We start from the raw sequence: 21,305 nt of genomic DNA on the forward strand, positions 1-21,305 counted from the left end.
CGCCGGGGCGGGCGCCTCTTTTTGGGTGGCGGGTATCAGGTGTCGGGTGGCATGTGACGGGTGACGGGTGCCAAATGGCGGGTGGCGGAGGGGCTCGGGCGTGGGCGGGAAGGCAGTTCAACCGGAGGGTGATGCGAACCCGGTACTCTGTCCAGCACAAAACGGTACCTTTGTCCTGCTCCGGGCCCCCTGCCTGAAGGATACACTTCTGATGGAGGTGTGATATGGCAACCGGAATTCGCGAGTCGGAAGAACTGGAGATCACGCGCGTAGAGAAGGTCCTGATGCTTGGCCTGGTTGTGTTCCTCCTGATCGGGGCGCTCTGGGCGCTGGAGCACATGGACAACCTCGTTCCACAACCGGTCCTGAGTCGGACAGCTTACCAAAGTGAGTACTACGGCTACGATGGTCGCTGGGCCGGCGATCGACCGCGTGAGTCGGGGCCGCCCATCGAGGACGCCGTGGGCATTCCGCCCGTTCGCGCGAGGGTTGAGAAACTCCAGCACGTCGTCAATGTGCGGCGGGCGCAACTGGATCGCGCCAACGCCGTGGTGCGGGAAGCTGACCGGCAATACCAGTTCGGGCGCGAGGAGTTCCGCACCGGCATCGAGGCAGCACAGCGCACGGGCGCTCAGGAGGCGGCGTATCGGCGAGCGAGGGCGTTGTATGAGCGAGCGATCGCGGTCCGGAACGCCGCAAAGGCAGCTCTCGCCAAGGCCGAAGCCGACCTGGCCGGGCCGCAAGGGCAGTTGACGGCGCTGGAAAAGAAGGCAGGCCAGATATACAGCAAACGGACGCACCAGCGCGATATCATCCTGTTCGTGCTGCATTTCGCTTTCGCCGGGGTATGCTTCTGGATTTCGTGGTCACTCTGGCGGTGGGGGCGCAATACCCAGTGGCGGTTCCTGACGATCCTGACGGCGTTGTTGACCGCTTCGGTGATCCAACTCATCTTCCTGGCGTTCCGCTACTGCTGGGAGATATTCCAGGGGCTGGCGCAGTTGGGTGTGGCATTGCTGGGGTCCGTGGGCTGCATTCTCGCTATCGTAGCGCTGAAGCGTTACGTGTTCAATCCTGAGCGGCTCGCGAGGTCGCGGCTGGCGGGCCGGTGCTGTCCCAATTGCTCGACGCGGTTCGAACCGGGACAGGCATACTGCTGGGACTGCGGCCGCTCGCTGCAGGAGACCTGCGAACACTGCGGCGTCAATCGGCTGCGGTATGCCCCGCACTGCGGTAACTGCGGGAAGTAAGCGCTCCGGGATCAGCGGACGAAGCGGTACTTCAGCAGCGTCCAGATAGCCTGTGCGCCGTGGCGCCACGTGAGCTTCTTGCCCTCGTTGGCGCCACGCGCCTCGTAGCGGATCGGGACCTCCGTGAACCGGAGGTGGCGGCGTAAACCTTTGGCGGTGACCTCGGGGCAGAACTCAAAGCCGGTGCATTTCAGTTCCATGGCGCGCAGCATGCCGGTCCGAACGGCCTTGTAACAGGTCGCTTCGTCCGTCACACGGCGGCCGAAGAGGAACGTGGCCGTCCACGCGAGAACCCAGTTTCCGAGACGGAACACCGGTTTCATGCCCTTCGGGCTTCCCAGGAAACGGGAACCGTAGACCATGTCGGCCTCTCCGGCCAGTATGGGGGCGATGAGGCGCGGAAGGTCCTCAGGATCGTATTCGAGGTCGGCATCCTGTACCACGCAGAGATCGCCCCTGGCTGCGTCCAGCGCCGTTCGCAATGCGGCGCCTTTGCCGTAGTTGCCAGGGTGCCTCAGAAGGCGCAGATCAGGGCCGGCCAGCGACTGCAGGAGAGGCCACGTACCGTCGGTGCTCCCGTCATCCACAATCACGATCTCGCGTTCGATCGGGAGTTCAACCGAGCGCACACGGGCGATAGTGGCGGCGACGGTTGCCGCCTCATTGAAGACCGGGATCAGAATGGACAGAAGGACCGCGGACGGTCCGGCGGAGGCGGGGAATGCGTCGGAGCGGGGCCCATCGTCCATCATCTACCTTCCATCCTCCATCGGGCGGGTGCTACCATGGCGGTGCTGTGCACGCGGTCAGTTGAAGGCAGGAAACCCGATCCGTGATACCACTTTATGACGATAACCCCCGAGACTCTGTTCCCATTGTAACAATCGGCCTGATTGTGGTCAACATCCTCGTGTTCCTCTGGCAGCAAGGCATCGGGCTCGGGATGTACGCCTACACGATGGTGCCCTACGTTCTGACTCAGGGGCACAGTGAGATGATCCGGTTCGACCAGACTGTCGTCGAGAACCCGGCGCTGCATCCGGCTTGGCTGACGATTTTCACGAGCATGTTTATGCACGGCGGGTTCATGCACATTGCCGGCAACATGCTCTATCTGTGGGTCTTCGGCGACAACATCGAGGGGGCACTGGGCAAGGGGAAGTACCTGGCTTTCTATCTCCTCGTCGGCCTGGCCGCGACACTGGCCCACATCGCCAGCAACCCGGCTTCGCAGGTTCCGACCCTGGGCGCCTCAGGAGCCATCGCCGGGGTGATGGGCGGCTACATACTGCTCTTCCCGACGGCGAACGTGAAGTGTCTGGTGCCGTGGGGGTTCTTCTCCACATTGATGGACGTTCCGGCGTGGATCGTGCTGGGCATCTGGATCGCCTACCAGATTCTCCTCAACTCCATGGGGGCGGCCGGCCACGGTGGGGGCGGGGTTGCGTATATGGCGCATATCGGCGGATTTGCGGCGGGCGCTCTGTTGATCAAGGTCTTCGGAGGAAGAAGGCCCGAGCCGCGGCGATACGGTTATCGGGATTGGTAGGCCAACGGCGATGCCTCAGCGACCCCGGATGCGAGAGCGCACAGACGGAAGGACGAAGAAGTTGCGAAGCAATATGCGCTTGGTATTGTGGCTGATGGTCGCGGTTGGCACGCTGGCGGCGATGAAAACCGCGGCGGCCCGCTGGCATGCCGAAGCGGCCAACCGTCGTGTGGCGATCATTCTGGACTGGGATGAGATGCGGCTCCTCTCCGAGGAGACGAACACCCCGCTGCCCGATGTGCTCAAACGGTTCCGGGCACAGGGTGCTGAAGGTGTTGCGATTGGCGAGCAGACCCTCGGCGAACTGGAGGGCTTTCAACGCGTCGAGGTTCTGCCTCCGCGTATCGGTGGCGCCGCCCCGTCCGAGATGGTTACGCGCCTGAAGTTTTCGGACGACGCGTTGCGGGACCGGGTGCTGACCGTTATCAAGAACAAATGGGGCCAGGAAGTGGACCGGGGCAGAACGGTAACCGTCCACGCATCCTGGACTGAACTCTATTCGCTGACCGTCGGCCTCCCGGACGACGTGGTTGCGGCCGTGAAGGCGGCCGGGCTTCAGCCAGTGCCGCGTGTGACCAATTTCCTCGCGCCCGATCAGTTCGGGGTACAATGGGCCCTGGATTCGGCGAAGGCCGAAGGCGCCGGAATCGTGATCTTCGGCGGAGACCAGGTGCTGGGCTATCCAAGCCTGGTGAAGCAGACGGCCGAAGCGTTGACCTCCAACGGCCTGCTGTTCGGCCAGGTGGAATTCGGCAAGCAAAAGGGTGAAGAGGAGCTGGCGCGAGCGCTGAACGGCAGCGTGGTCCGCGTCCACAGTATCAACCCCACCGAGATGGCGCGAACCACCGAGTCGGATGCGGTCGACCGCTTCCTGCGGGCGGCCGAGGAGCGGAACATCCGGGCGCTTTATGTGCGCGCACTGCCCGGTGCGCCGTGGCCGGCGGTGGAATCGAACGTCCAGTACGTCCGCAAGATCGCCGAAGCGCTCCGTTCCCACGGGTTGGTGACCGGCTCCCCGCATCCTTATCTGGAATATGGCGGCAGTGCGGTGGAGCGGGCCATGATGGGAATGGGCGTTGGCGCAGCGACCCTGCTCGCATTGCTCTATGCATGGCCGGCGGTCGGTGGCACACTTGCCCTCGTCCTGTTGCTCGCCCTCCTTGACGTCGTTCTGCCGTTCAGTGGCAGTGGCAGCAAGCTCGTGGCGCTTCAGGGCGCGCTGTTGATGCCGGTGCTGGCGTTCCTGGTGTTGCGCGCGTCTCTGGATCGGCGGATGGCGGAAACTGAGTCGGTGATGGCTAATTCGCTGCTCCGTTCCGTTCTCCGGGCGGCGCCGGCGTTCCTGTGCGCCTCGAGCCTGAGCGCGCTGGGCGCTGTGTTTGTGGTCGGATTGCTGTCCAGCCGGCTTGGCAGTATGAAGATCGTCGAGTTTTCGGGAATCAAGGCTCAGCAGGGCGGGGCGATCGTGCTGATCGCCGCGATGTTCTACCTCGATATTTCGTCCCGCGGCGGGTTGCGGGCCGCTCGGGAGCGGGTTCGACGGCGGGTCGCCGAAATCTGGGCGCAACCGCTTGTGCTTGGCGGGTTCATCATTTTCGTCGTCGCGATGGCCGCGCTCGCGATGCTGTTGGCCCGGAGCGGCAACGATCCGGGTGTGGGTGTGAGCGGGGCCGAACTGCAGTTTCGCGCGTTGCTCGAGAAACTGATGGGGGTGCGGCCGCGTACGAAGGAGTTCCTGATTGGCCACCCGGCCCTTCTGCTGGGGATCGCGCTAATGAGCATGCGCCGGGTCCGCTGGGGACTTCCGCTTCTGATCGTAGGCGCCATCGGCCAGGTCTCAATCGTGAACACGTTCTGCCACCTGCACACGCCCTTGCAAGTGTCTGTTCTCCGCGTATTCAACGGGCTGTGGACCGGCTTCATCGTGGCGCTCCTGATCGCCTGGATATCGGACCGCTTCCGCGCTCCCAAAGCCGCCGCCTGAACCTCCATCATGCGCAAACGCATCCTGCTGTCCGGTTACTACGGGTTCGCCAACGCAGGGGACGAAGCGGTCTGCGCCGCCGTTCTCCAGGTGCTGCATACCCACGGGGGCGACCCCGAGGTAACGGTTCTGTCCCAGAATCCGTCGGAGACGTCGCGTATCCACAAGGTGGCCGCGGTTCAGCGGAATAAGATCCTCGACGTACTCCCGAACGTGGATGCGCTCATCCAGGGCGGCGGCAGCCTCCTCCAAGACGCGACGAGCGCCTCATCCGTGTTCTACTACCTCTGGGTCATCGTGGCGGCGCGCATCATCCGGCGGCCCGTGTTCCTCTACGCGCAGGGCATTGGCCCGCTGCGGCGTCCCGCGGTGCGGGCCGCGGTGAGGACGGTGCTCAATCGCACGCAGGGCATCTCCGTCAGGGACAGGGGCAGCAAGGCGCTTCTCGCGGAGATCGGCGTGAACCGGCCGAGCATTTACCTGACAGCCGATCCTGTATGGGCTCTGGAACCGGCGCCTGAAGAGCGCTCGGAGCGCATCTGGGAGTTGCAGGGGATGCCGGTCGGGGAGCGCAGCGTGACGCTGGCGCTGCGGGCATGGCCCGCCGTGCCGAACATGGCCGACCTTGCCGCGCGCACGGCGACCCTGCTTCAGGAGCGGGGCTTCTCACCGGCCTTCCTGCCGATGCACCGGCCGGCGGACGAGGAGTTGGCCGCGCGGGCGATAGCGCTGATGCCGAAGCCGGCGCCATGCCTGAAGGGGACGTACGATCCGGCCGATATGATGGCGCTTGCCGGTCGCGCCGGCATCCTGGCCGGAATGCGGCTGCATGCGCTGATTTTCGCCGCCGCGCATAGCCTGCCCGTGGTCGGGATACCGTACGATCCCAAGGTATCTTCGCTTCTTGAAGAGATCGGCGCGCCCGCAACCCCCGGTCCGGCGCAAATGACCCCCGACGCGATCGTGGAGGCCGTGCAGTCCGCCTGGGAGCAGCGCGTAGCGCTTGGTCGCAAAATGGGACGCGAGGCCGAACGCCTTCGGGACAATGCCCTGAGCACGGCCCGCTTGGTGAGAGCGTTCCTGGACGTGGCGTGAGTCGCGTCGGCGCCCCTGAAGGGAACAGAAAGACAGCCTCAGCATGAAGATATCCGCGCTGGTTCTATCGCTTGCCATCGGCATTGGGACCGCCGCAAGGTCGGCCGAGCCGATTCAACCCATAGACGTCTTTCAGTCCGCCGTCGCCGTATGGCAGATGGGCGGTACCAAGGACGCCGCCGGAAAGAACGAATTGAAGCCCGTCGGCGCCGTGACTCTTGGCGACCGCCTGACAGGGAAAGACCGTGCCGATTCGCTGGCCACCGGCGGCGACGGCGTGGTGGCGGAATTTGACGGAGGGTATCTGGACGCCGGGCAGGGAACCGACGGGATGCTGAACCTGACAGGCTCAGCCCTGACCGTCGCCATACGATTGCGCAACCCTTCGGGCGTCTGGGGCCAGCCTCTGTTCAGCAAGCATGGCGGCCACGATCACCTGGTCTACAATCTCTTCTCGCTGGCGAATGAAATCGGGTTCGAGTTAGGGACAAGGGACAAACCGGGGATGACGCAGGTCGTCGCGCCGACCGCAAAGATCGGTCCGAAAGACTGGCACACGGTTATCTGTCGGTACGACGGCGCATCGCTCCAGATGTTTGTCGACGGCGTGTTGATGGATGAGGCGGACGTGGCGGGACCTCTACGGACCGGCAACACGGAGCCCGTACTTATCGGCGCGGAATCGAATGGGGGCGCGATCAAGTCCGGCTGGAAGGGGCAGATTGACTACGTTGCGCTCTGGGATCGTGCGCTTTCGGTTCCTGAGATCGAGCGTCTCAGCGGCACACCCGCGCAGATTGCGCGTCACCGGTTACAGTATAAGGAGACAAGATTGCTCGCACCACCGGCGGATCTTTATCAGGAGAAATATCGCCCGCAGTTCCACTTCACCGCGCGTCAGTGGACCGTGCGCCAGCTCAACCCCGGCCAACGGGAAGAGGGCTGGCTCAACGATGTCAACGGTCTCATCTACCTGAACGGCCAGTACCACCTTTTCGCGCAGCGGTGGGCAAAGTGCTGGATCCACGCGGTGAGCAAGGACCTGATCCACTGGACCGAGGTTCAGCCGGCGTTCTGGGACGACCATCGTTTCGGGACCGGCGTCCAGTCCGGCGGGTGCGTGTACGACCGGGAAAATACGTCGGGCCTCTCCAGCGACAAGAAGCACCCCCCGTTGATCGCGTTCTGGTCGGGGTTCGACAACATCAGCCAGTGTATCTCGTACAGCCTGGATGAGGGGAAAACCTGGACCAAATACGCGAAGAACCCCATCTTCCTGCACCGCGAGCGCGATCCGAAGGTGTTCTGGTACGCGCCTGGGAATAAGTGGGTCATGGTGATGTCCGGAGATGGGCGCTACTACCTCCTCGAATCGACAAACCTGCTGGACTGGAAAGAACTGCCGGCGTCCATTCCCGACAGCTTCGAGTGCCCGGACCTTTTCCAGCTTCCACTGGACGGCGATCTGAACAGGATGAAGTGGGTGCTGGTTCGCGGCAACGGCTTCTATTCCGTGGGCGGCTTCGACGGAACCACGTTTTCACCGGAGACCGGGCAACTGCCGTGCGACCAGGGACCCAACTTTTATGCCACGCAGTCGTGGGGCGATATCACCGGAGCCCCCGGCCGGCGGGTGCAAATCGCCTGGATGCGCGACGGCAAGTACCCGGACATGCCGTTCAACCAGCAGATGACGTTCCCGTGTGACATGACCCTTCACTCCACGGCCGATGGTTTGCGGGTCTATCGCAAGCCGGCCCCGGAAATCGCGAAGCTGCACGGCAAACCGCGTGTGTTTGAGGCTTCCACCCTGGCCGCCGGAGCCACGCTGCCGCTCAATGTGCCCGGCGATCTGTTCCATATCGTGGCGCAGGTCGAAATCCCCGCTGGGACAACCCTCACGTTTCATGTCCGTGGGGCGGCCGTCAATGTGACCGATCGCACGGTGGCCTGCAAATCGACCCCGGCGCAGGCGGCCGGCGCTATCAAAACGGTCGAGATTCTGGTGGACCGAACTTCCATCGAGACGTTTGTGAACGAGGGAGAGGTGTCCGTGTCGGCCTGCTTCCTGCCTTCCGACGATCGCTTGTCGGTGGAATCCGCAGGAGGCCCCGCGACCATACGGTCACTGGAGGTTATCCCGCTGCGGTCCATCTGGAAGAGCGGCCGAAAGTAGCCCGTTAGCCGCGGCGTTCGGGCGGACGACGGAAACACAACAGGCAGGGGCGGTGCTTCAGACCCTGCAAATGGGGTATAGTGAATTGGTTCAGGCGCGACGCGTCGCGCCTGGACAGGACAACCTGATTTCGGGCCTCACCCTTGTATGATACTCATGCGCCGCTGGTGCCGCTCGGGCTTTCTTTGCCCTCGGTCAACCGGAGGCGCTTTTCGTTCGGAGCACCCCCAGACGCATTCACGAACGGTATCGGATACAGGGAGAAACCATTATGCCTCACCGAATCATGAACGAGCACAGATCGCGCCACCGTACACATACAGTCAAACCCGCCAACGGCGTCATCGGCCCGCTGGGCAAGGTAGTCAAGGCAGTGCCGGCAGCCGCGCTGGTCTCGACGCCTGTCCTCGAACCGGCGACCCCCGCAACGGTGCCCGCCGTCGTCGAGACAGTGTAGCCGCGTGAAAACAACAACAGGGGGGCGAGACGCTCACGCTTCTGCCCCCCGGTTCGCTCCTGGTCCGGCTCCGTCGCGTGTCAAATTCCCGGCATGACGTTGCCGCCGCAGACCGGGATATAAGTGCCCGTGATGAAGCTCGCCAGATCCGACGCCAGGAACGCCACCACGTTGGCGATTTCCTGAGCCTCGCCGCGCCGTCCCAGCGGCACGCTCGAAATATAACCCTCGTCCGCCTCGGACACGTCCCGGTTCCGGTCGCTGATCGTCCAGCCCGGTGCGACCTGGTTCACGGTGATGCCGTGGCTCCCGACTTCCCGCGCCAGAACCCTCAGCACGCCGTCCATGCCCCTTTTGCCCGCCGCATAAGCCGACTGTGAGGCGAAGCACTGCATCGCACACTCGGAGTTGATCCCGATCACGCGGCCGCCACCGCCCTTCTCGATCATGCCCGGGATGAACGCCTGGGCCATGAAGACGTTATGCAGCACCGAGGAGCGGAACTGCCCCTCGAAATCCTCAGCGCCCTGTTCCAGGACCGACGTCCACGCGTACTGCGCAACCGCGTTGTTCACGACAATATCGGGAGCGCCCAGGCCCGCCGAGACCTCGCGGCACATCGCCATCACGGCTTCGCGGTCAGTAACGTCCGCGCAGACCGCGATGGCACGCCGCCCGGTGGACCGGACATCCTCCACGAGGCGTTCGGCCATTTGCCGGTTGCGATGGTAGTGGACGGCAACATCGGCGCCACACGCCGCAAGTGTGCGAACCATCACGCGACCGAGGTCGCCCGATCCGCCTGTAACGATCGCGATTTTGCCGGACAGGTCCAGCCGAAGCCCTTCGTCCGCCATGCGAGTCAACTCCCTCCCCTTCCGCCGAACCGAAGCCAGGGCCGCGTGAGGCCTGCCCGGAAATATCACGCCTTCTATCGTGCCCTACGCCGCGAGCGCCCTGTCCGACACCGCGTCCGCCCATTCCTCGAACCGGCGGCGTTTCACGAGGCCGAACGCTTCGTCAGCCTTAGCGAACTCATCGGCCAGTGCCAACTCGTCCTGGTCTGTGAGGACCTTCCCCGCCATCGGGAACAGGAGGTAGTCTTCCTTCCAGATGTGGTTCGGGTAAAGCTCGATCAGGCCTTTCAGGCATGTCAGAACCGTCGCCACCGGGACTTCGGCGCCCGCCCGGCGGTCCGTAACGGCAGTCGCGAGATCGGCGACCAGGGCCCGTCCCGCGACGTGTTCGTGCTTGAGCGCACCGAGAGGACACCCGCCCGGAGGCACGCCATTGCGTTCCAGAGCGGGGAAAAAGAGCGCCTCTTCCTTGCCATGATGGCATTCGTCGGCGTACGCGCGCAGGAAATCCAGGACCTCGCCCAACAACCCAAAGTCGGGTGTTTCTCCGGCCTCGATGCCGTCCGCGTGCAGGGCGGCGACTCCGACAACCTTCTGTATGTAGCGATGCTCCGCTTCGAGCACACCGGCAGCACTAAGTTCCAACTAGGCCTCCCCCTGCCGGATTCCGGCATCATGGTTCGATAACGATTCGTTCGGTACTGGCGCCCGACCCGTTGCGCAGGTTATTATGTTGGCGCAAGGGCCGCCTGCCCGATATAGATGCGATCAGGTTCCCGACGGGTAAACGACCGGGTTCAGCTTGCTGGAGGCCGCATCGCCGGCTTTGAGGCCGGGGAACCACCAGAAGAGATCGTCCGCGCGGTTCTCGTTGTCCGGTTCAGTGAGGTGCGCACCATCCGCGAAGTAGATGACGGTCATCACTTCGCGCATCGTGTCCGTGGGATTGCCGGGCGCCGAGTGAAGCGTCCAGCCGGCGTGGAATGTGGCGTCGCCCGCCTGCATCTCGCCCGCGGAGGACAGCTTCAGCTTCTTTTCCTCGATCATCTTGCGGAAAACGGCATCGGACCGATCGGAAATCTCGAACTCGCCGAGATAGCCCAGGTGCTGCGATTCCGAGGCAAATGTCATCCCCTCCAACCCTGATTTGAGCGGCACCAGCGGCACCCACATCGTGATCGTGTGCTCGGTATCGAGCGGCCAGTAATACTGGTCCTGATGCCACGGTGTCGGGCCGCCCCCAGGTTCTTTGAAGAGCGCCTGGTCGTGGTAAACGCGCACGCCATCGACGCCCATCAACTGGGCGGCAATCCGGGCGAACCTCCGTGCGAGAGTGAAGCGGCGGACGCTCTGGTCCTTCACCCAGAGGTTCATGATCTGCAGAAACGCGCGTCCGTAGGTATCGCGGTCCTGAATGGGGCGCTTCTCGCTGTTGTAGAGCATCGCGGCATCGAGTATGGCGGGACGGTACGCGGCCACGTCCCCCGGCGAGAGAACTCCGGACAGGCGCACGTGGCCGTCGCGGCGGTAACGGACGATATCGGTGTCGTCAAGAGGATAGGCGTCGGACAGGTCCGGCAGGGACTCCGGCTGAACTGGCATGGCACACGCTCCTTATGCTGAGGCTAAGCACAATGATACCCGGGCGCGGTCGATTGCGGCCACACGATTTGGCGGCGGCCTGAGTGAACCGCCCGGAATGGTGATGCCGGCCGGGGCCGCTGCCATCCGCCGCCGTTCAGGCCACATACTGAATTAACACACTCGCTCGCGGACCGCCCGCCGGCCGCTGCCTCAAGGGGAAGAAATATGCACGGAATCTGCCATCTCATCGGTTTCGCCGCGTGCGCCGGCGTCGCGCTTGCGACTCCCGCCGTCGCGGCCGCCCCGCGCGTCCTGTCAGTCGACGACAAGCAGTTTCTGATGAACGGAAAACCGTACCTTATTATCTCGGGCGAGATGCACTATCCGCGCATCCCGCGGGCGTACTGGCGAGACCGATTGCGCAAAGCCCGCGCGATGGGCCTCAACACGATCTGCACATACGTCTTCTGGAACCTGCACGAACCGCGGCCCGGGCGATTCGATTTCAAGAACAATCTGGATGTCGCCGCGTTCGTCCGCGAAGCCGGGGAAGAGGGGCTCAACGTCATCCTCCGTCCCGGTCCGTACGTGTGCAGCGAATGGGATTTTGGCGGGTATCCCGCATGGCTTCTGAAGGACGGCACGATGAAGGTGCGTTCCCGCGATCCGCGCTTCCTGGACGCATGCGCGCGGTACCTGAAGCGACTTGCCCGCGAGCTGGCCCGGTTGCAGAGCAGCCACGGCGGTCCCATCGTGATGGTGCAGGTGGAGAACGAATACGGGTCGTACGGCAGCGACCACGAGTTTATGGAAAAGAACCGCCAAATGATCCGCGACGCCGGATTCGAAGTTCAACTGTTCACGGCGGACGGTCCGGACCAGATTCCGAACGGCGCGCTGGACGACCTGCCTGCCGCATTCAACTTCGGCGGCGGCGCACAGTCGGCGGTTGAAACCGTGCGCAAACACCGGCCAACCGGCCCGCTGATGTGCGGCGAGTACTGGTGTGGCTGGTTCGATCAGTGGGGCGTGGACCACAACGCGCCCGCTGCTGGCCCGAAGGCCGATGACCTGGAATGGATGCTCTCCCGTGGCATCTCTGTGAACCTGTACATGTTCCACGGCGGGACCAATTTCGGTTGGATGGCTGGCGCCAACGATCCGCCATACCTTTCGGACGTTACGTCCTACGACTACGATTCGCCTTTGGACGAGGCCGGCCGCGCCACAGCCAAGTTCACCGCGTTCAAGGCTGTCATCGCGCGCCACCTGCCCCCCGGTACTGTCCCGCCTGCAATGCCCGCTCCGCAGCCCGTCATATCGATCACCGGCATCAGGCTTAATCGCGGCGTCCCGCTTTGGGATGTTCTGCCCGCGCCGGTCCACAGCGACCAGCCGCGGACTATGGAGGATCTCGGCCAATCGTACGGCCTCGTACTTTACCGGACCCGTTTGAAGGCCGGCGCTTCCGGCGACCTGGCCGTGCGCGGTTTGCACGGGTATGCCACCGTGTTCGTGAACGGCCGGAGAATCGGAGCGCTGGACCGCCGAACGGAGGTACGCTCCGTCAAGATCGAGCCTGTTCAAGCCGAGGCGACGCTCGATCTGCTCGTGGAAAATACCGGGCGAGTGAACTACGGCGCCTCGCTGCCGGGCGAACGGCAGGGGATAGTCGGGTCCGTGACCCTTGGACCCGAAACGCTGTCCGGCTGGGATGCCTATTCGCTCCCGATGGACAATGTAACCGGACTGAAGTACGGAGCGATTCCAGCGAGCGGCCCGGCCTTCGTCCGCGGTTCCTTCGCGCTGGAGTCGGTGGGCGATACATTCCTGGATATGCGCGATTGGTCCAAGGGAAACGTCTGGATCAATGGCCACAATCTCGGGCGATTCTGGCGCATCGGTCCGCAGCAGACGTTGTACGTTCCGGGCCCGTGGTTGAGAAAGGGCTCCAATGACGTCATCGTGTTCGACGCCGAATATGCGGGCCAGACAGCTCTTGGCGCGCTGCCCGAACCGATTCTCGACCAACGCCGCGACTGAGGGCCCGTCACCGCCCGCCGGGCGCCGGCGATAGCCTTCGGTCCCCTGTAGCGGCTCCAAGCGCGGCCTGTCAGCCTGTTCGCTTCTCGTGTCCCTCGACGTGTACAACGAGCACGGGGCAGTGCGCGTGACGGATGGCTTCCGTCGCCACACTGCCGGATATGAACCGCCGCCACCCTCCGTGTCCATGGGTCGTGATGGCGATCAAGTCGGCTCCGATCTCCTTCGCCACGTCGTGGAGCACGTCGGCCGGGTGTCCCTGCCGATGCACCGTGTCGATGGTCAGGCCGGAGCCGCCCAACCGGGCGGCCACCTTGTTCAGGTACTGCGCCGTGTGTTCAGCCTCAATCTGCGTGATCTCTTCCAGGTCACACGTCAGGGGCATGTCCAGCGGCGTAAGCTGCACCGCTATCTCCTGAATAGGGCGCGTTGCGCGCAGCAGGGTGATCCGCGCGCCAAACGCCTCTGCGAGCATCCGGGCCGGCGCGAGCGCCTGCTCGGCGAGGGCGGAACCATCGAGTGGAACCAGGATGTTCCGCAAGCCCTTCGCGCTCAGAATTGCGTCCCCGGATCGATCAACCGTGTCTTTCATCATCGTCCTCCTGAACCACCGCGGAACCGGCAATGTGTGCCCGGTGTTGACATCAACACACAAGATGACTCAACATATGACTGGAATAGTCATATGGTCATAGAGGCCTTCGAGCATGTCAAAGCAGCCCTGCGGGCGTGAAAACACAACTGATATCATTCTGGACGCTGCGGACCGACTTATGCAGCATTATGGATACGGCAAGACCACTGTCGATGATATCGCGCATGAGGCCGGTATCGGCAAAGGCACCGTATACCTTCATTTCGACAGCAAGGCCGACGTCGCACTGTCGTGTATCGACCGAATGAACGCGCAGCTGCAGGCTCGCCTGGGGGAGATCGTCGCCGAGCCGGAATCGCCGGCCCTTCAGGTTAAGGAAGTCCTGACCGCCAGGGTGATGTTCCGTTTCGACCACGCACACGCGTACTCCCAGTCCATCGATGAGATATATTCCGCGCTTCGGCCACAGTTGATGGAACGCCGCGAGCGCAACCACGAAATTGAAGCAGGCATCCTTGCCGGGCCGATAGAGGCGGGGATGCGCTCCGGGCAGTTCGCCGCTTGCGATCCTCTCGCCGCTGCGAGAACGCTCATCGTGGCCAGCAATTCGCTGCTCGCCTACAGCCGGAACCCGCGCACACTCGGCGAACGGCATGTGCTCGAGTCCGCGATCGGCGCTGTCGCCGACATGCTGCTTTTCGGCCTGATGGCCCGTGAAACCTGATTGTAATGGTGAACCTGCACACGGGCATGTGTTCTGATTGAAAGAAGTGACAGCAAGGCATTGCTGATTCAGATAGGAAGTTACGGAAATGGCACAAGTGAAGACCGTTGAGACCGAGGCGCCCAGGCTGTCGGCCTCCAATGGCAACGGGTACACCATCGACGCGCCCGAGAGCGGATCGCGCCAGGGCGTGGGGAACAAGAAGCTTGCAGTAGGAATCGCGCTGGCTGTCCTCGTCATCGCCGGCGTTGTTTTCGGCTTCCGCTATTGGGAATTCGCCACAACGCATACGGGCACTGATGATGCCTATGTGACCAGTAACGTCGTCCAGATATCGCCGCAGGTGAGTGGTACCGTCGTAGCCGTAATGGTTCACGATAACCAAGTCGTTCAGAAGGGGCAACTCCTGGCAGTGCTGGACGACGCGACGATTAAGGCCAACGTTGCGCAGGCGAAGGCGAACCTCGACGCGGCCATCGCCCAGGGGCGAGGCGCCGGAGTCACCGTGGATCTCACGCGAGAGACCGGTGGCGCGCTGGTCGAACAGGCTCGGGGCCAGGTGGCTCAGGCCGATTCGGGCATCGCGGGCGCCCGGCAGGACGTAGCGAGGGCCAACGCCGCCGTCACCACATCAATTGCTCAGGCGAGCGGCGCTGAATCCAACATCCGGACCCTTCAGGCCGGCGTGCAGGCTGCGATCGCCGCGCTTGCCAAGGCGTCGGCCGCGGTAGATTCGTCCCAGGCGCAGGTGCTCTCGGCGCAGGCGGCCACCAGAAGCGCTCAGGCGAACCTTGATGCCGCGCAGGCGGCGGCGGATCGCGCAACCCGCGACGCGCAGCGCTACTCCGCCCTGGCCGACCAGGGCGCCATGAGCCGGCAGGTCGCCGATCAGGCGGCCACGACGAGCCGCTCCGCGCAGGCCAATGTAGAGGCCGCCAGACAACAACTGGAGGCTGCCGCCGCAACAGCCGACGCCCGTAAATCGGACCTCGGCGCCGCCCGGGAGCAGGTGCTCGCCGCAAAAGCCAATGTCGCCCAGGCGAAGGCGCAGGTCGCGTCAGGGCGCGATGCGGCCGCCGCGGCCCGCGCCGGGATCGCCGAATCTCAGGCGCTGCGGAACGCGGCTCAGGAGGGAATCAGCACCGCCGAAGCGCGCCGCCAGCAGGCCGAAGGGCAGTTGGGCGCCGCTTCAACCACGTCGGGGCAGGTTGCCGTCAGCCGTTCCTCGCACGCGCAGGCTGTCGCGAAGATCGAGCAGGCCCGCGCCGCCCTGGACCAGGCGAAACTGCAGTTGAGCTACACCCGCATTGTCGCCCCGACAACGGGGTTGGTGAGCAAAAAGACCGTGGAGGTGGGCGCGCTCGTTCAAGCCGGAACGCCGCTCATGGCGATTGTGCCCCAGAGCGACATCTGGATCGTCGCCAACCTGAAGGAAACTCAGATGAACGGTGTCCAGAAAGGCCGCGCCGCGGAAATCGATGTAGATGCGGTGCCCGGACACGTCTTCCACGGGCACGTTGACAGCATTTCCGCCGCGACGGGCGCCACGTTCGCGCTCCTGCCGGCCGACAACGCCTCCGGTAATTTCACCAAGGTGGTTCAGCGCATCCCGGTGAAAATCGCCCTCGACGATGGCCAACCGGAAGCAGACCGCCTGAGGGCGGGCATGTCCGCCGACGTGACGATCGCGATCCACTGAGATGGCCAAACTTCAGGACGAAAATCGAGCGGCGGCCGAGACCGGGCCGCCGCCCGAGCCGCCCGGCGACGAGTACCGCGAGTACTCGGGAGCCGTGCGCTGGGTCATTCTGATCGCCGTGATGCTGGGTACAGTGCTCGAAGTGCTGGACACCAGCATCGTCAACGTGGCGATTCCGGATATGATGGGAAACCTGGGAGCCACGCTGCAGCAGATATCCTGGGTCTCCACCGGCTACATCATCGCGAATGTCATCATCCTGCCGCTCACCGGCTGGCTGTCGTCGCATTTCGGGCGCAAGCGATACCTTGCCGGCTCCATGGTCCTGTTCACCGCCGCGTCGTTCTTCTGTGGGACATCCAGAAGCCTGCACGAGCTGGTTTTCTTCCGCATCCTGCAGGGAGTGGGCGGCGCCGCCCTCCTCTCGACGGCCCAGGCTACCCTCATGGAGGTCTTCCCGCCGATGCAAATCGGAATGGTGCAGGCCATCTTCGCCATCGGCGTTCTGGTGGGTCCAACGGTCGGGCCGACGCTGGGCGGCTGGATCACCGACAACTACTCCTGGCCGTGGATCTTCTTCATCAACCTGCCGGTGGGCATCGCGGCAACAACGCTGACCCTCATGTTCGTCCACGACTCCAAACACCAGAAGCGCGGCAGCAAAGTGGATGTGATCGGCATCGGCCTGCTTGCCGTGGGGATTGGATGCTTCCAGACGCTCCTGGAGGAGGGAAACTCGGAGGGCTGGTACGAGTCACGGCTCATCGTATGGCTCACGGTATGCGCCGTCATAGGCCTCGCGACCTTCGTCTACTGGGAGCTTCACACGGACACCCCGGCGGTCAACTTGAGGGTGCTGAAGCGCCCGGGCCTTGCGCCCGGCATCACATTCGCGGCGGTCCTCGGATTCGGCCTTTACGGCGGGGTGTTCATCCTGCCGGTATTCCTGCAGAATCTGAGGCATTTCACGGCCGCTCAGACCGGCTGGATACTTCTGCCGGGCGGCCTCACCACCGGGTTGATGATGCCATTCGTCGGCCGCCTGGTCTCGAAATACAAGCCGCGCAACCTGACGTTCATCGGGTCATTCGGGTTCATCGCCTCAATGGTTGTGCTCAGCCGAATGACGATTGACACGAGCCAGCAGCAATTGCTTCTGCCGTTGATGCTTCGCGGAGCAGGCATGGGGTTTCTATTCCTTCCGCTCACGCTCGCTACGCTCTCGGGGCTGCGAGGGCGCGAAGTGGCGGAGGCCACAGGGCTCTTCAATCTGTCCCGCCAGGTGGGCGGAAGCGCCGGGATCGCCTTCCTGACGACATTCCTCGATCATCGCATCACGTTTCATCGGGAGATGCTGGGCGAGCACCTCAGCGCCTACAACCCTGTCACCGCGGATCGGCTGCACATCCTCGCCTCGGGCCTGGTGGCAAAGGGCGCCCCGCTGGCCGTCGCTCGGGACCAGGCGCTCGCGGTCATGACCGGTGCGCTGAACTCCCAGGCTTCTATGCTGTCGTTCGAGGATGCCTTCCTGGTGATGGCCGGGGTCTTCATGTGCGCCCTTCCGCTGATCTTTCTCCTACGCAACGCCCGCACCGGCGAAGCCCACGCCGCGCCCGGCCACTGAGCGCGATGGAGTGAGTCGCTGCCGAGTGGAGCGAAGGATCTCAGCGCAACGTCGAGATCCTTCACTCCGCTCAGGATGACGCCCCTGCCGCCGCCTGCTAGATGAGCGCGGCCTTCTGAAATTCCGGTTTGAGAATCGCGTAGAGGTCGCGGAACCTGGCGTAGCCCTCGTCGTAGACTGCGCGGTTGGCCGGGTTCGGCTGCACGGTGGAGACCGGCTTGATGAATGCGTCCGTGGCGGCGGGGACGCTCCCGAAGGTTCCCGCGGCGACGCCGGCGAGGATGGCCGCTCCGTACGCGGGGCCTTCGTCGACGTTCAGGCGGCAGTGTGGCAGGCCCGTGATATCCGCCTGTATCTGAAGCCAGACATCCGATCTGGCGCCGCCGCCGGCCGCGCGGACCTCTTGAAGCGGAACGTTGAGTTCGTGGAAGATGCGGAACGAGTCGTTCAGGCCGTACGCCACGCCCTCCATCACGGCGCGGGCCATGTGGGCGCGAGTATGGCTCAGCGAGAGGCCGAAGAACACGCCGCGCGCGTTGGGGTCCTTGTGCGGGGTCCGCTCGCCGCTCAGGTATGGAAGGAACGTGAGCCCCTCCGACCCCGGCGGCACGGACAACACGTCGGCGTTGATCTCGGCGTAACTCGCATATCCCATCGTGTCCCGCAGCCATCGCAATGCGCCGCCGGCGGAGAGCATCACCCCCATCACGTGCCATGCGCCCGGCACGGCGTGGCAGAACGTATGGATACGGCCCTGCGGGTCGATCCATGGCTTGTCGCTGTAGGCAAACACAACGCCGGATGTACCGACCGTGGACGATACGACGCCGGGCCGCGTGATGCCGGCGCCAACCGCGCCGGCCGCCTGGTCCCCGCCGCCGCCGCAAATGAGAACGCCGGCCGGAAGCCCGGTCTCCGCCGCGGCGGAGGCGCTGACCGAACCGGCAACGGTGGAGGATTCAACCTCCTTTGCGAACCACGCGCGTTTGATGTCGAGTGCGGCCATCACCTCATCGGACCAGCGCCGATTGGGAACGTCGAAGAGCGTTGTGCCGCTCGCGTCGGAGACATCCGTGAAGAACTCAGCGCTGAGGCGCCACCTGATGTAGTCCTTCGGCAGCAAGACCTTCTCGATGCGGGCGTAATTCTCCGGTTCGTGGTTACGGACCCACAGGATCTTGGGCGCCTGAAACCCGGTGAGGGCGGGGTTGGCGGTAATGCGCTGGAGAGTCTCGGCGCCCACCTTTCGGGTGATCTCGGCGCATTCCGCCTCGGTCCGCTGGTCGCACCAGAGGATGGCCGGGCGGATGACGGCCCCCGCCGAATCCATGAAGACCGCGCCGTGCATCTGGCCCGTCAGGCCCACGCCGGCTATCGGATCGCCGCCGGCCGCGCCGACGAGGTCGCGGATGACGGCGACAGTCCCCTGCCACCAGTCCTCGGGATTCTGCTCCGCCCAACCCGGATGCGGAGTCAGGAGCGGATATTCGCGCGTCGCCGATGCGGCGATCGCGCCGTCCGGGCGAATCGCAAGGCCTTTGACGCCGGAAGTTCCGATGTCCAGACCGATCAGCAGAGGAGTTGCCATTGAGTTAATCTCCGTTCGTGGGAATCAGGATCAGCCGTGCCGTGACTGAGGTTAGCATTCGCCCGGAGGGCCAAACAACCGGGCTAAGGAATCGCGACCGGCGGCCCGGACAGCCAGCGTCGGGCGGCCGCGGTCAGTGCGGCATCCGCCACGGAGCGCATCGCTGCGGAGTACTCGGCGTCGTAGGCGGCGCCATTGCCGGCCAGCTCCCAGAACGCCAGCCAGTAAGCCCTGTCACGCGCTGTCTGATGCCTGGAGGCATAGAGTTGCACCGCCCGTGCGCGAGCGCTGCCCCAGTCCGTGCGCGTATCCAGCGCGGCGCTCTTCCAGATGGAGGCCAGGTCGTCGCGGACCTTGGCGCTTTGCCCCGGAGCGCGCGAAAAGAGCGCGATTGCGCCGGGCGCCAGCCTTCGAGGGTAGACGGCGCCGCTTTCGTACCCGGTGCCTTCAACGTCGCGGAGCGTGCGGAAAATGGCCGAGGTCTTGCCCAATCCCATCGCGGCGGATATCACTTCCATCGCGGGCGCCAGCCCGTCTGTCGCTGCCGGGGCGCGGTATCCCGCGAACGCAAAGGTGTTCGACGGATTTCGATGGGGGGTGTCATGCGCCCGATGGCGGCGCACAACCGTGTCGGCCACCCGCGGCAGTCCCCCAAACCAGTTTTCCGCCTCCGCGGAGACGTTGAGCCCTCGAAGGTCGCCCGACGCACAAAGCACCATCGAATGCGCCTTGTAGCACGACTCGAACAGCGAACGCAGAGTGTCTCGCGGCGGCAGGTCGGGAAGCGGCGGCGCAGGCACATCGAGCCCCAGGCGGGACTGCCAGATTTCAAAGTCCCGCTGCCAATCCGTGGGCGCTTCGTCGCGATCCTCCTCGCCGTTCCGTTTTACCGCCCGGATGAGAGTGGTGTTGTTCCAGACCGGCGTTTCGATGAACGCGGCGAGCAGGCGGATCGCCGTCGCCGCCTGGGCACGCGTTGTGACGGCGGTGAACGTGGTGACGTCTCCCTCAGTGACCACGCGGACGTCGCCTTCCACGGCCATCAACGGGAACCGGCCAGGGGAGCGGTGGTTGGCGGGTTCGATGAGAATCCTTCCGAGCACCCGCGCAGCGCCGGGCGCGTCCGGCGGGTCGTCCGCGTCACCGGCGCGGACCATCAGGAGGACGGCCACTCGATCCGATTCCGGTTCATCATTTGCGACGACCCGGAAGCCGTTGCGAAGCGAAGAGACAACAGGCGCGGCGCGCACGGGAAGGCACTCCGCGGCCGCGGCCATCGCCCAGAGCCCGAGGGGAATGAAACGCCTACAGCGTATCACGGAACCAGCCAACCGTCAGATCGAACAGTCGGGTTTGGCGCTCGAAGCCGAGCCATCCGTGGTCCGCGCCATCGACAGCGACGAATTCGCGGCGTCCCGGCCCATCGAGGTAGGCCCGGGCGTCCGGTTCGGTAACGGCGAGATCTTCGGTGCCGCGGATGATGCGGACGGGGCCTCCCCATCGGCGGGCCGCCTCCACGGGCGCATGGTTTGCGAGGTCGTCGATGAACCCCCGGCCCAGCACGTAACCGCCGATGTCGAGGGTGGGCGCGTCGCCGATATCGGGCAGAAAGCGGTCGAACTGGCGCGATGGATTGGACACGGGTGCCCAGAGGACCATGGCTTTGATGTCGTCTCGGCGGCCTGCCGTCAGTGGAGCCACAGTCCCGCCCATCGAGAAGCCCAGGATACCCAGACGGTCGGTGTCAATGCCGTTCTGAGCGCGCAGGACATCGACGGCCTTGACCGCGTCCAGCACTTCGCCGCTGATCGTCATATCGCGAAAATCGCCGTCGCTCTCACCGCTGAAGCGGCAGTCGAAGCGAAACGCGGCGATCCCGGCCTCAGTGAGGCGCCGCGCGCATTTGACGAAGACGTTGTTGCATTCCAGGCGATGTCCGGTGAAGCCGTGGCACATCACCACGGCGGGGTGGGGGCCGGGACCCGCCGGACGGTGCAGCGTCGCATAGAGATTGAGACCTTCATTTTCGAAACGTATCTGTTCAGGTGGTGGTGTCATGGGTATTGGTGTGTCAGGCAAG

18 protein-coding genes are annotated in these 21,305 nt (G+C 64.3%); 10 read left to right on the forward strand and 8 right to left on the reverse strand.

The window, feature by feature from the left end:
• Positions 1 to 224 precede the first annotated feature (224 nt).
• Positions 225 to 1,250, forward strand: a complete 1,026-nt coding sequence (locus tag VGM51_00005; GenBank protein HEY3411416.1) for a zinc ribbon domain-containing protein — start codon at positions 225 to 227, stop codon at positions 1,248 to 1,250.
• Between the two features lie 11 nt (positions 1,251 to 1,261).
• On the opposite strand, the gene VGM51_00010 is transcribed toward VGM51_00005, so the two are convergent.
• Positions 1,262 to 2,002 carry a glycosyltransferase family 2 protein gene (locus tag VGM51_00010; protein HEY3411417.1) on the reverse strand — a complete coding sequence of 247 codons (741 nt, stop codon included), beginning with the start codon at positions 2,000 to 2,002 and terminating at the stop codon, positions 1,262 to 1,264.
• 80 nt (positions 2,003 to 2,082) lie between these two features.
• Between VGM51_00010 and VGM51_00015 the strand changes: the two genes are divergently transcribed.
• The 5 genes from VGM51_00015 (at position 2,083) to VGM51_00035 (ending at position 8,511) form a co-directional block, all read left to right on the forward strand.
• Positions 2,083 to 2,799, forward strand: coding sequence for a rhomboid family intramembrane serine protease (locus VGM51_00015; GenBank protein HEY3411418.1), 717 nt, complete (start codon positions 2,083 to 2,085; stop codon positions 2,797 to 2,799).
• Between the two features lie 73 nt (positions 2,800 to 2,872).
• Positions 2,873 to 4,783 carry a DUF5693 family protein gene (locus VGM51_00020; GenBank protein ID HEY3411419.1) on the forward strand — a complete coding sequence of 637 codons (1,911 nt, stop codon included), beginning with the start codon at positions 2,873 to 2,875 and terminating at the stop codon, positions 4,781 to 4,783.
• A 9-nt stretch (positions 4,784 to 4,792) separates the two neighbouring features.
• Entirely contained in the window at positions 4,793 to 5,878 is a 1,086-nt protein-coding gene (csaB, locus tag VGM51_00025; protein HEY3411420.1) for a polysaccharide pyruvyl transferase CsaB, read from the forward strand.
• A 43-nt stretch (positions 5,879 to 5,921) separates the two neighbouring features.
• Entirely contained in the window at positions 5,922 to 8,054 is a 2,133-nt protein-coding gene (locus tag VGM51_00030; GenBank protein HEY3411421.1) for a LamG-like jellyroll fold domain-containing protein, read from the forward strand.
• 271 nt (positions 8,055 to 8,325) lie between these two features.
• Complete coding sequence (locus VGM51_00035) at positions 8,326 to 8,511, forward strand: hypothetical protein (GenBank protein ID HEY3411422.1); 186 nt, start codon at positions 8,326 to 8,328, stop codon at positions 8,509 to 8,511.
• 80 nt (positions 8,512 to 8,591) lie between these two features.
• On the opposite strand, the gene VGM51_00040 is transcribed toward VGM51_00035, so the two are convergent.
• The 3 genes from VGM51_00040 to VGM51_00050 form a co-directional block, all read right to left on the reverse strand.
• Positions 8,592 to 9,368, reverse strand: coding sequence for an SDR family oxidoreductase (locus VGM51_00040; GenBank protein HEY3411423.1), 777 nt, complete (start codon positions 9,366 to 9,368; stop codon positions 8,592 to 8,594).
• An 84-nt stretch (positions 9,369 to 9,452) separates the two neighbouring features.
• Positions 9,453 to 10,013, reverse strand: a complete 561-nt coding sequence (locus VGM51_00045; protein HEY3411424.1) for a hemerythrin domain-containing protein — start codon at positions 10,011 to 10,013, stop codon at positions 9,453 to 9,455.
• A 123-nt stretch (positions 10,014 to 10,136) separates the two neighbouring features.
• Entirely contained in the window at positions 10,137 to 10,970 is an 834-nt protein-coding gene (locus VGM51_00050; GenBank protein HEY3411425.1) for a phytanoyl-CoA dioxygenase family protein, read from the reverse strand.
• Between the two features lie 207 nt (positions 10,971 to 11,177).
• Between VGM51_00050 and VGM51_00055 the strand changes: the two genes are divergently transcribed.
• Entirely contained in the window at positions 11,178 to 12,995 is a 1,818-nt protein-coding gene (locus tag VGM51_00055; protein HEY3411426.1) for a beta-galactosidase family protein, read from the forward strand.
• A gap of 70 nt (positions 12,996 to 13,065) precedes the next feature.
• Here VGM51_00055 and VGM51_00060 read toward each other — a convergent pair whose 3' ends face one another.
• A complete protein-coding gene (locus tag VGM51_00060; protein ID HEY3411427.1) occupies positions 13,066 to 13,590 on the reverse strand; it encodes a universal stress protein in 525 nt (174 codons plus the stop codon).
• A 112-nt stretch (positions 13,591 to 13,702) separates the two neighbouring features.
• Between VGM51_00060 and VGM51_00065 the strand changes: the two genes are divergently transcribed.
• The 3 genes from VGM51_00065 to VGM51_00075 all read left to right on the forward strand — a co-directional run bounded on the left by VGM51_00065 (position 13,703) and on the right by VGM51_00075 (position 17,637).
• Positions 13,703 to 14,314 carry a TetR/AcrR family transcriptional regulator gene (locus VGM51_00065; protein ID HEY3411428.1) on the forward strand — a complete coding sequence of 204 codons (612 nt, stop codon included), beginning with the start codon at positions 13,703 to 13,705 and terminating at the stop codon, positions 14,312 to 14,314.
• Between the two features lie 88 nt (positions 14,315 to 14,402).
• The gene (locus tag VGM51_00070; GenBank protein HEY3411429.1) at positions 14,403 to 16,013 is read left to right on the forward strand and encodes an HlyD family secretion protein; all 1,611 of its coding nucleotides are present in this window, start codon (positions 14,403 to 14,405) and stop codon (positions 16,011 to 16,013) included.
• 1 nt (position 16,014) lies between these two features.
• Positions 16,015 to 17,637: a DHA2 family efflux MFS transporter permease subunit gene (locus tag VGM51_00075; GenBank protein HEY3411430.1), complete on the forward strand. Its 1,623-nt coding sequence runs from the start codon at positions 16,015 to 16,017 to the stop codon at positions 17,635 to 17,637.
• 97 nt (positions 17,638 to 17,734) lie between these two features.
• On the opposite strand, the gene xylB is transcribed toward VGM51_00075, so the two are convergent.
• The 3 genes from xylB to VGM51_00090 all read right to left on the reverse strand — a co-directional run bounded on the left by xylB (position 17,735) and on the right by VGM51_00090 (position 21,283).
• Positions 17,735 to 19,225 carry a xylulokinase gene (xylB, locus tag VGM51_00080; GenBank protein HEY3411431.1) on the reverse strand — a complete coding sequence of 497 codons (1,491 nt, stop codon included), beginning with the start codon at positions 19,223 to 19,225 and terminating at the stop codon, positions 17,735 to 17,737.
• A gap of 83 nt (positions 19,226 to 19,308) precedes the next feature.
• Positions 19,309 to 20,475 carry an insulinase family protein gene (locus tag VGM51_00085; GenBank protein HEY3411432.1) on the reverse strand — a complete coding sequence of 389 codons (1,167 nt, stop codon included), beginning with the start codon at positions 20,473 to 20,475 and terminating at the stop codon, positions 19,309 to 19,311.
• 55 nt (positions 20,476 to 20,530) lie between these two features.
• Positions 20,531 to 21,283 carry an alpha/beta fold hydrolase gene (locus VGM51_00090; protein ID HEY3411433.1) on the reverse strand — a complete coding sequence of 251 codons (753 nt, stop codon included), beginning with the start codon at positions 21,281 to 21,283 and terminating at the stop codon, positions 20,531 to 20,533.
• Positions 21,284 to 21,305 lie beyond the last annotated feature (22 nt).

The sequence above is a fragment of the Armatimonadota bacterium genome, assembly GCA_036504095.1.
Lineage (GTDB): Bacteria > Armatimonadota > DTGP01 > JAKQQT01 > JAKQQT01 > DASXUL01.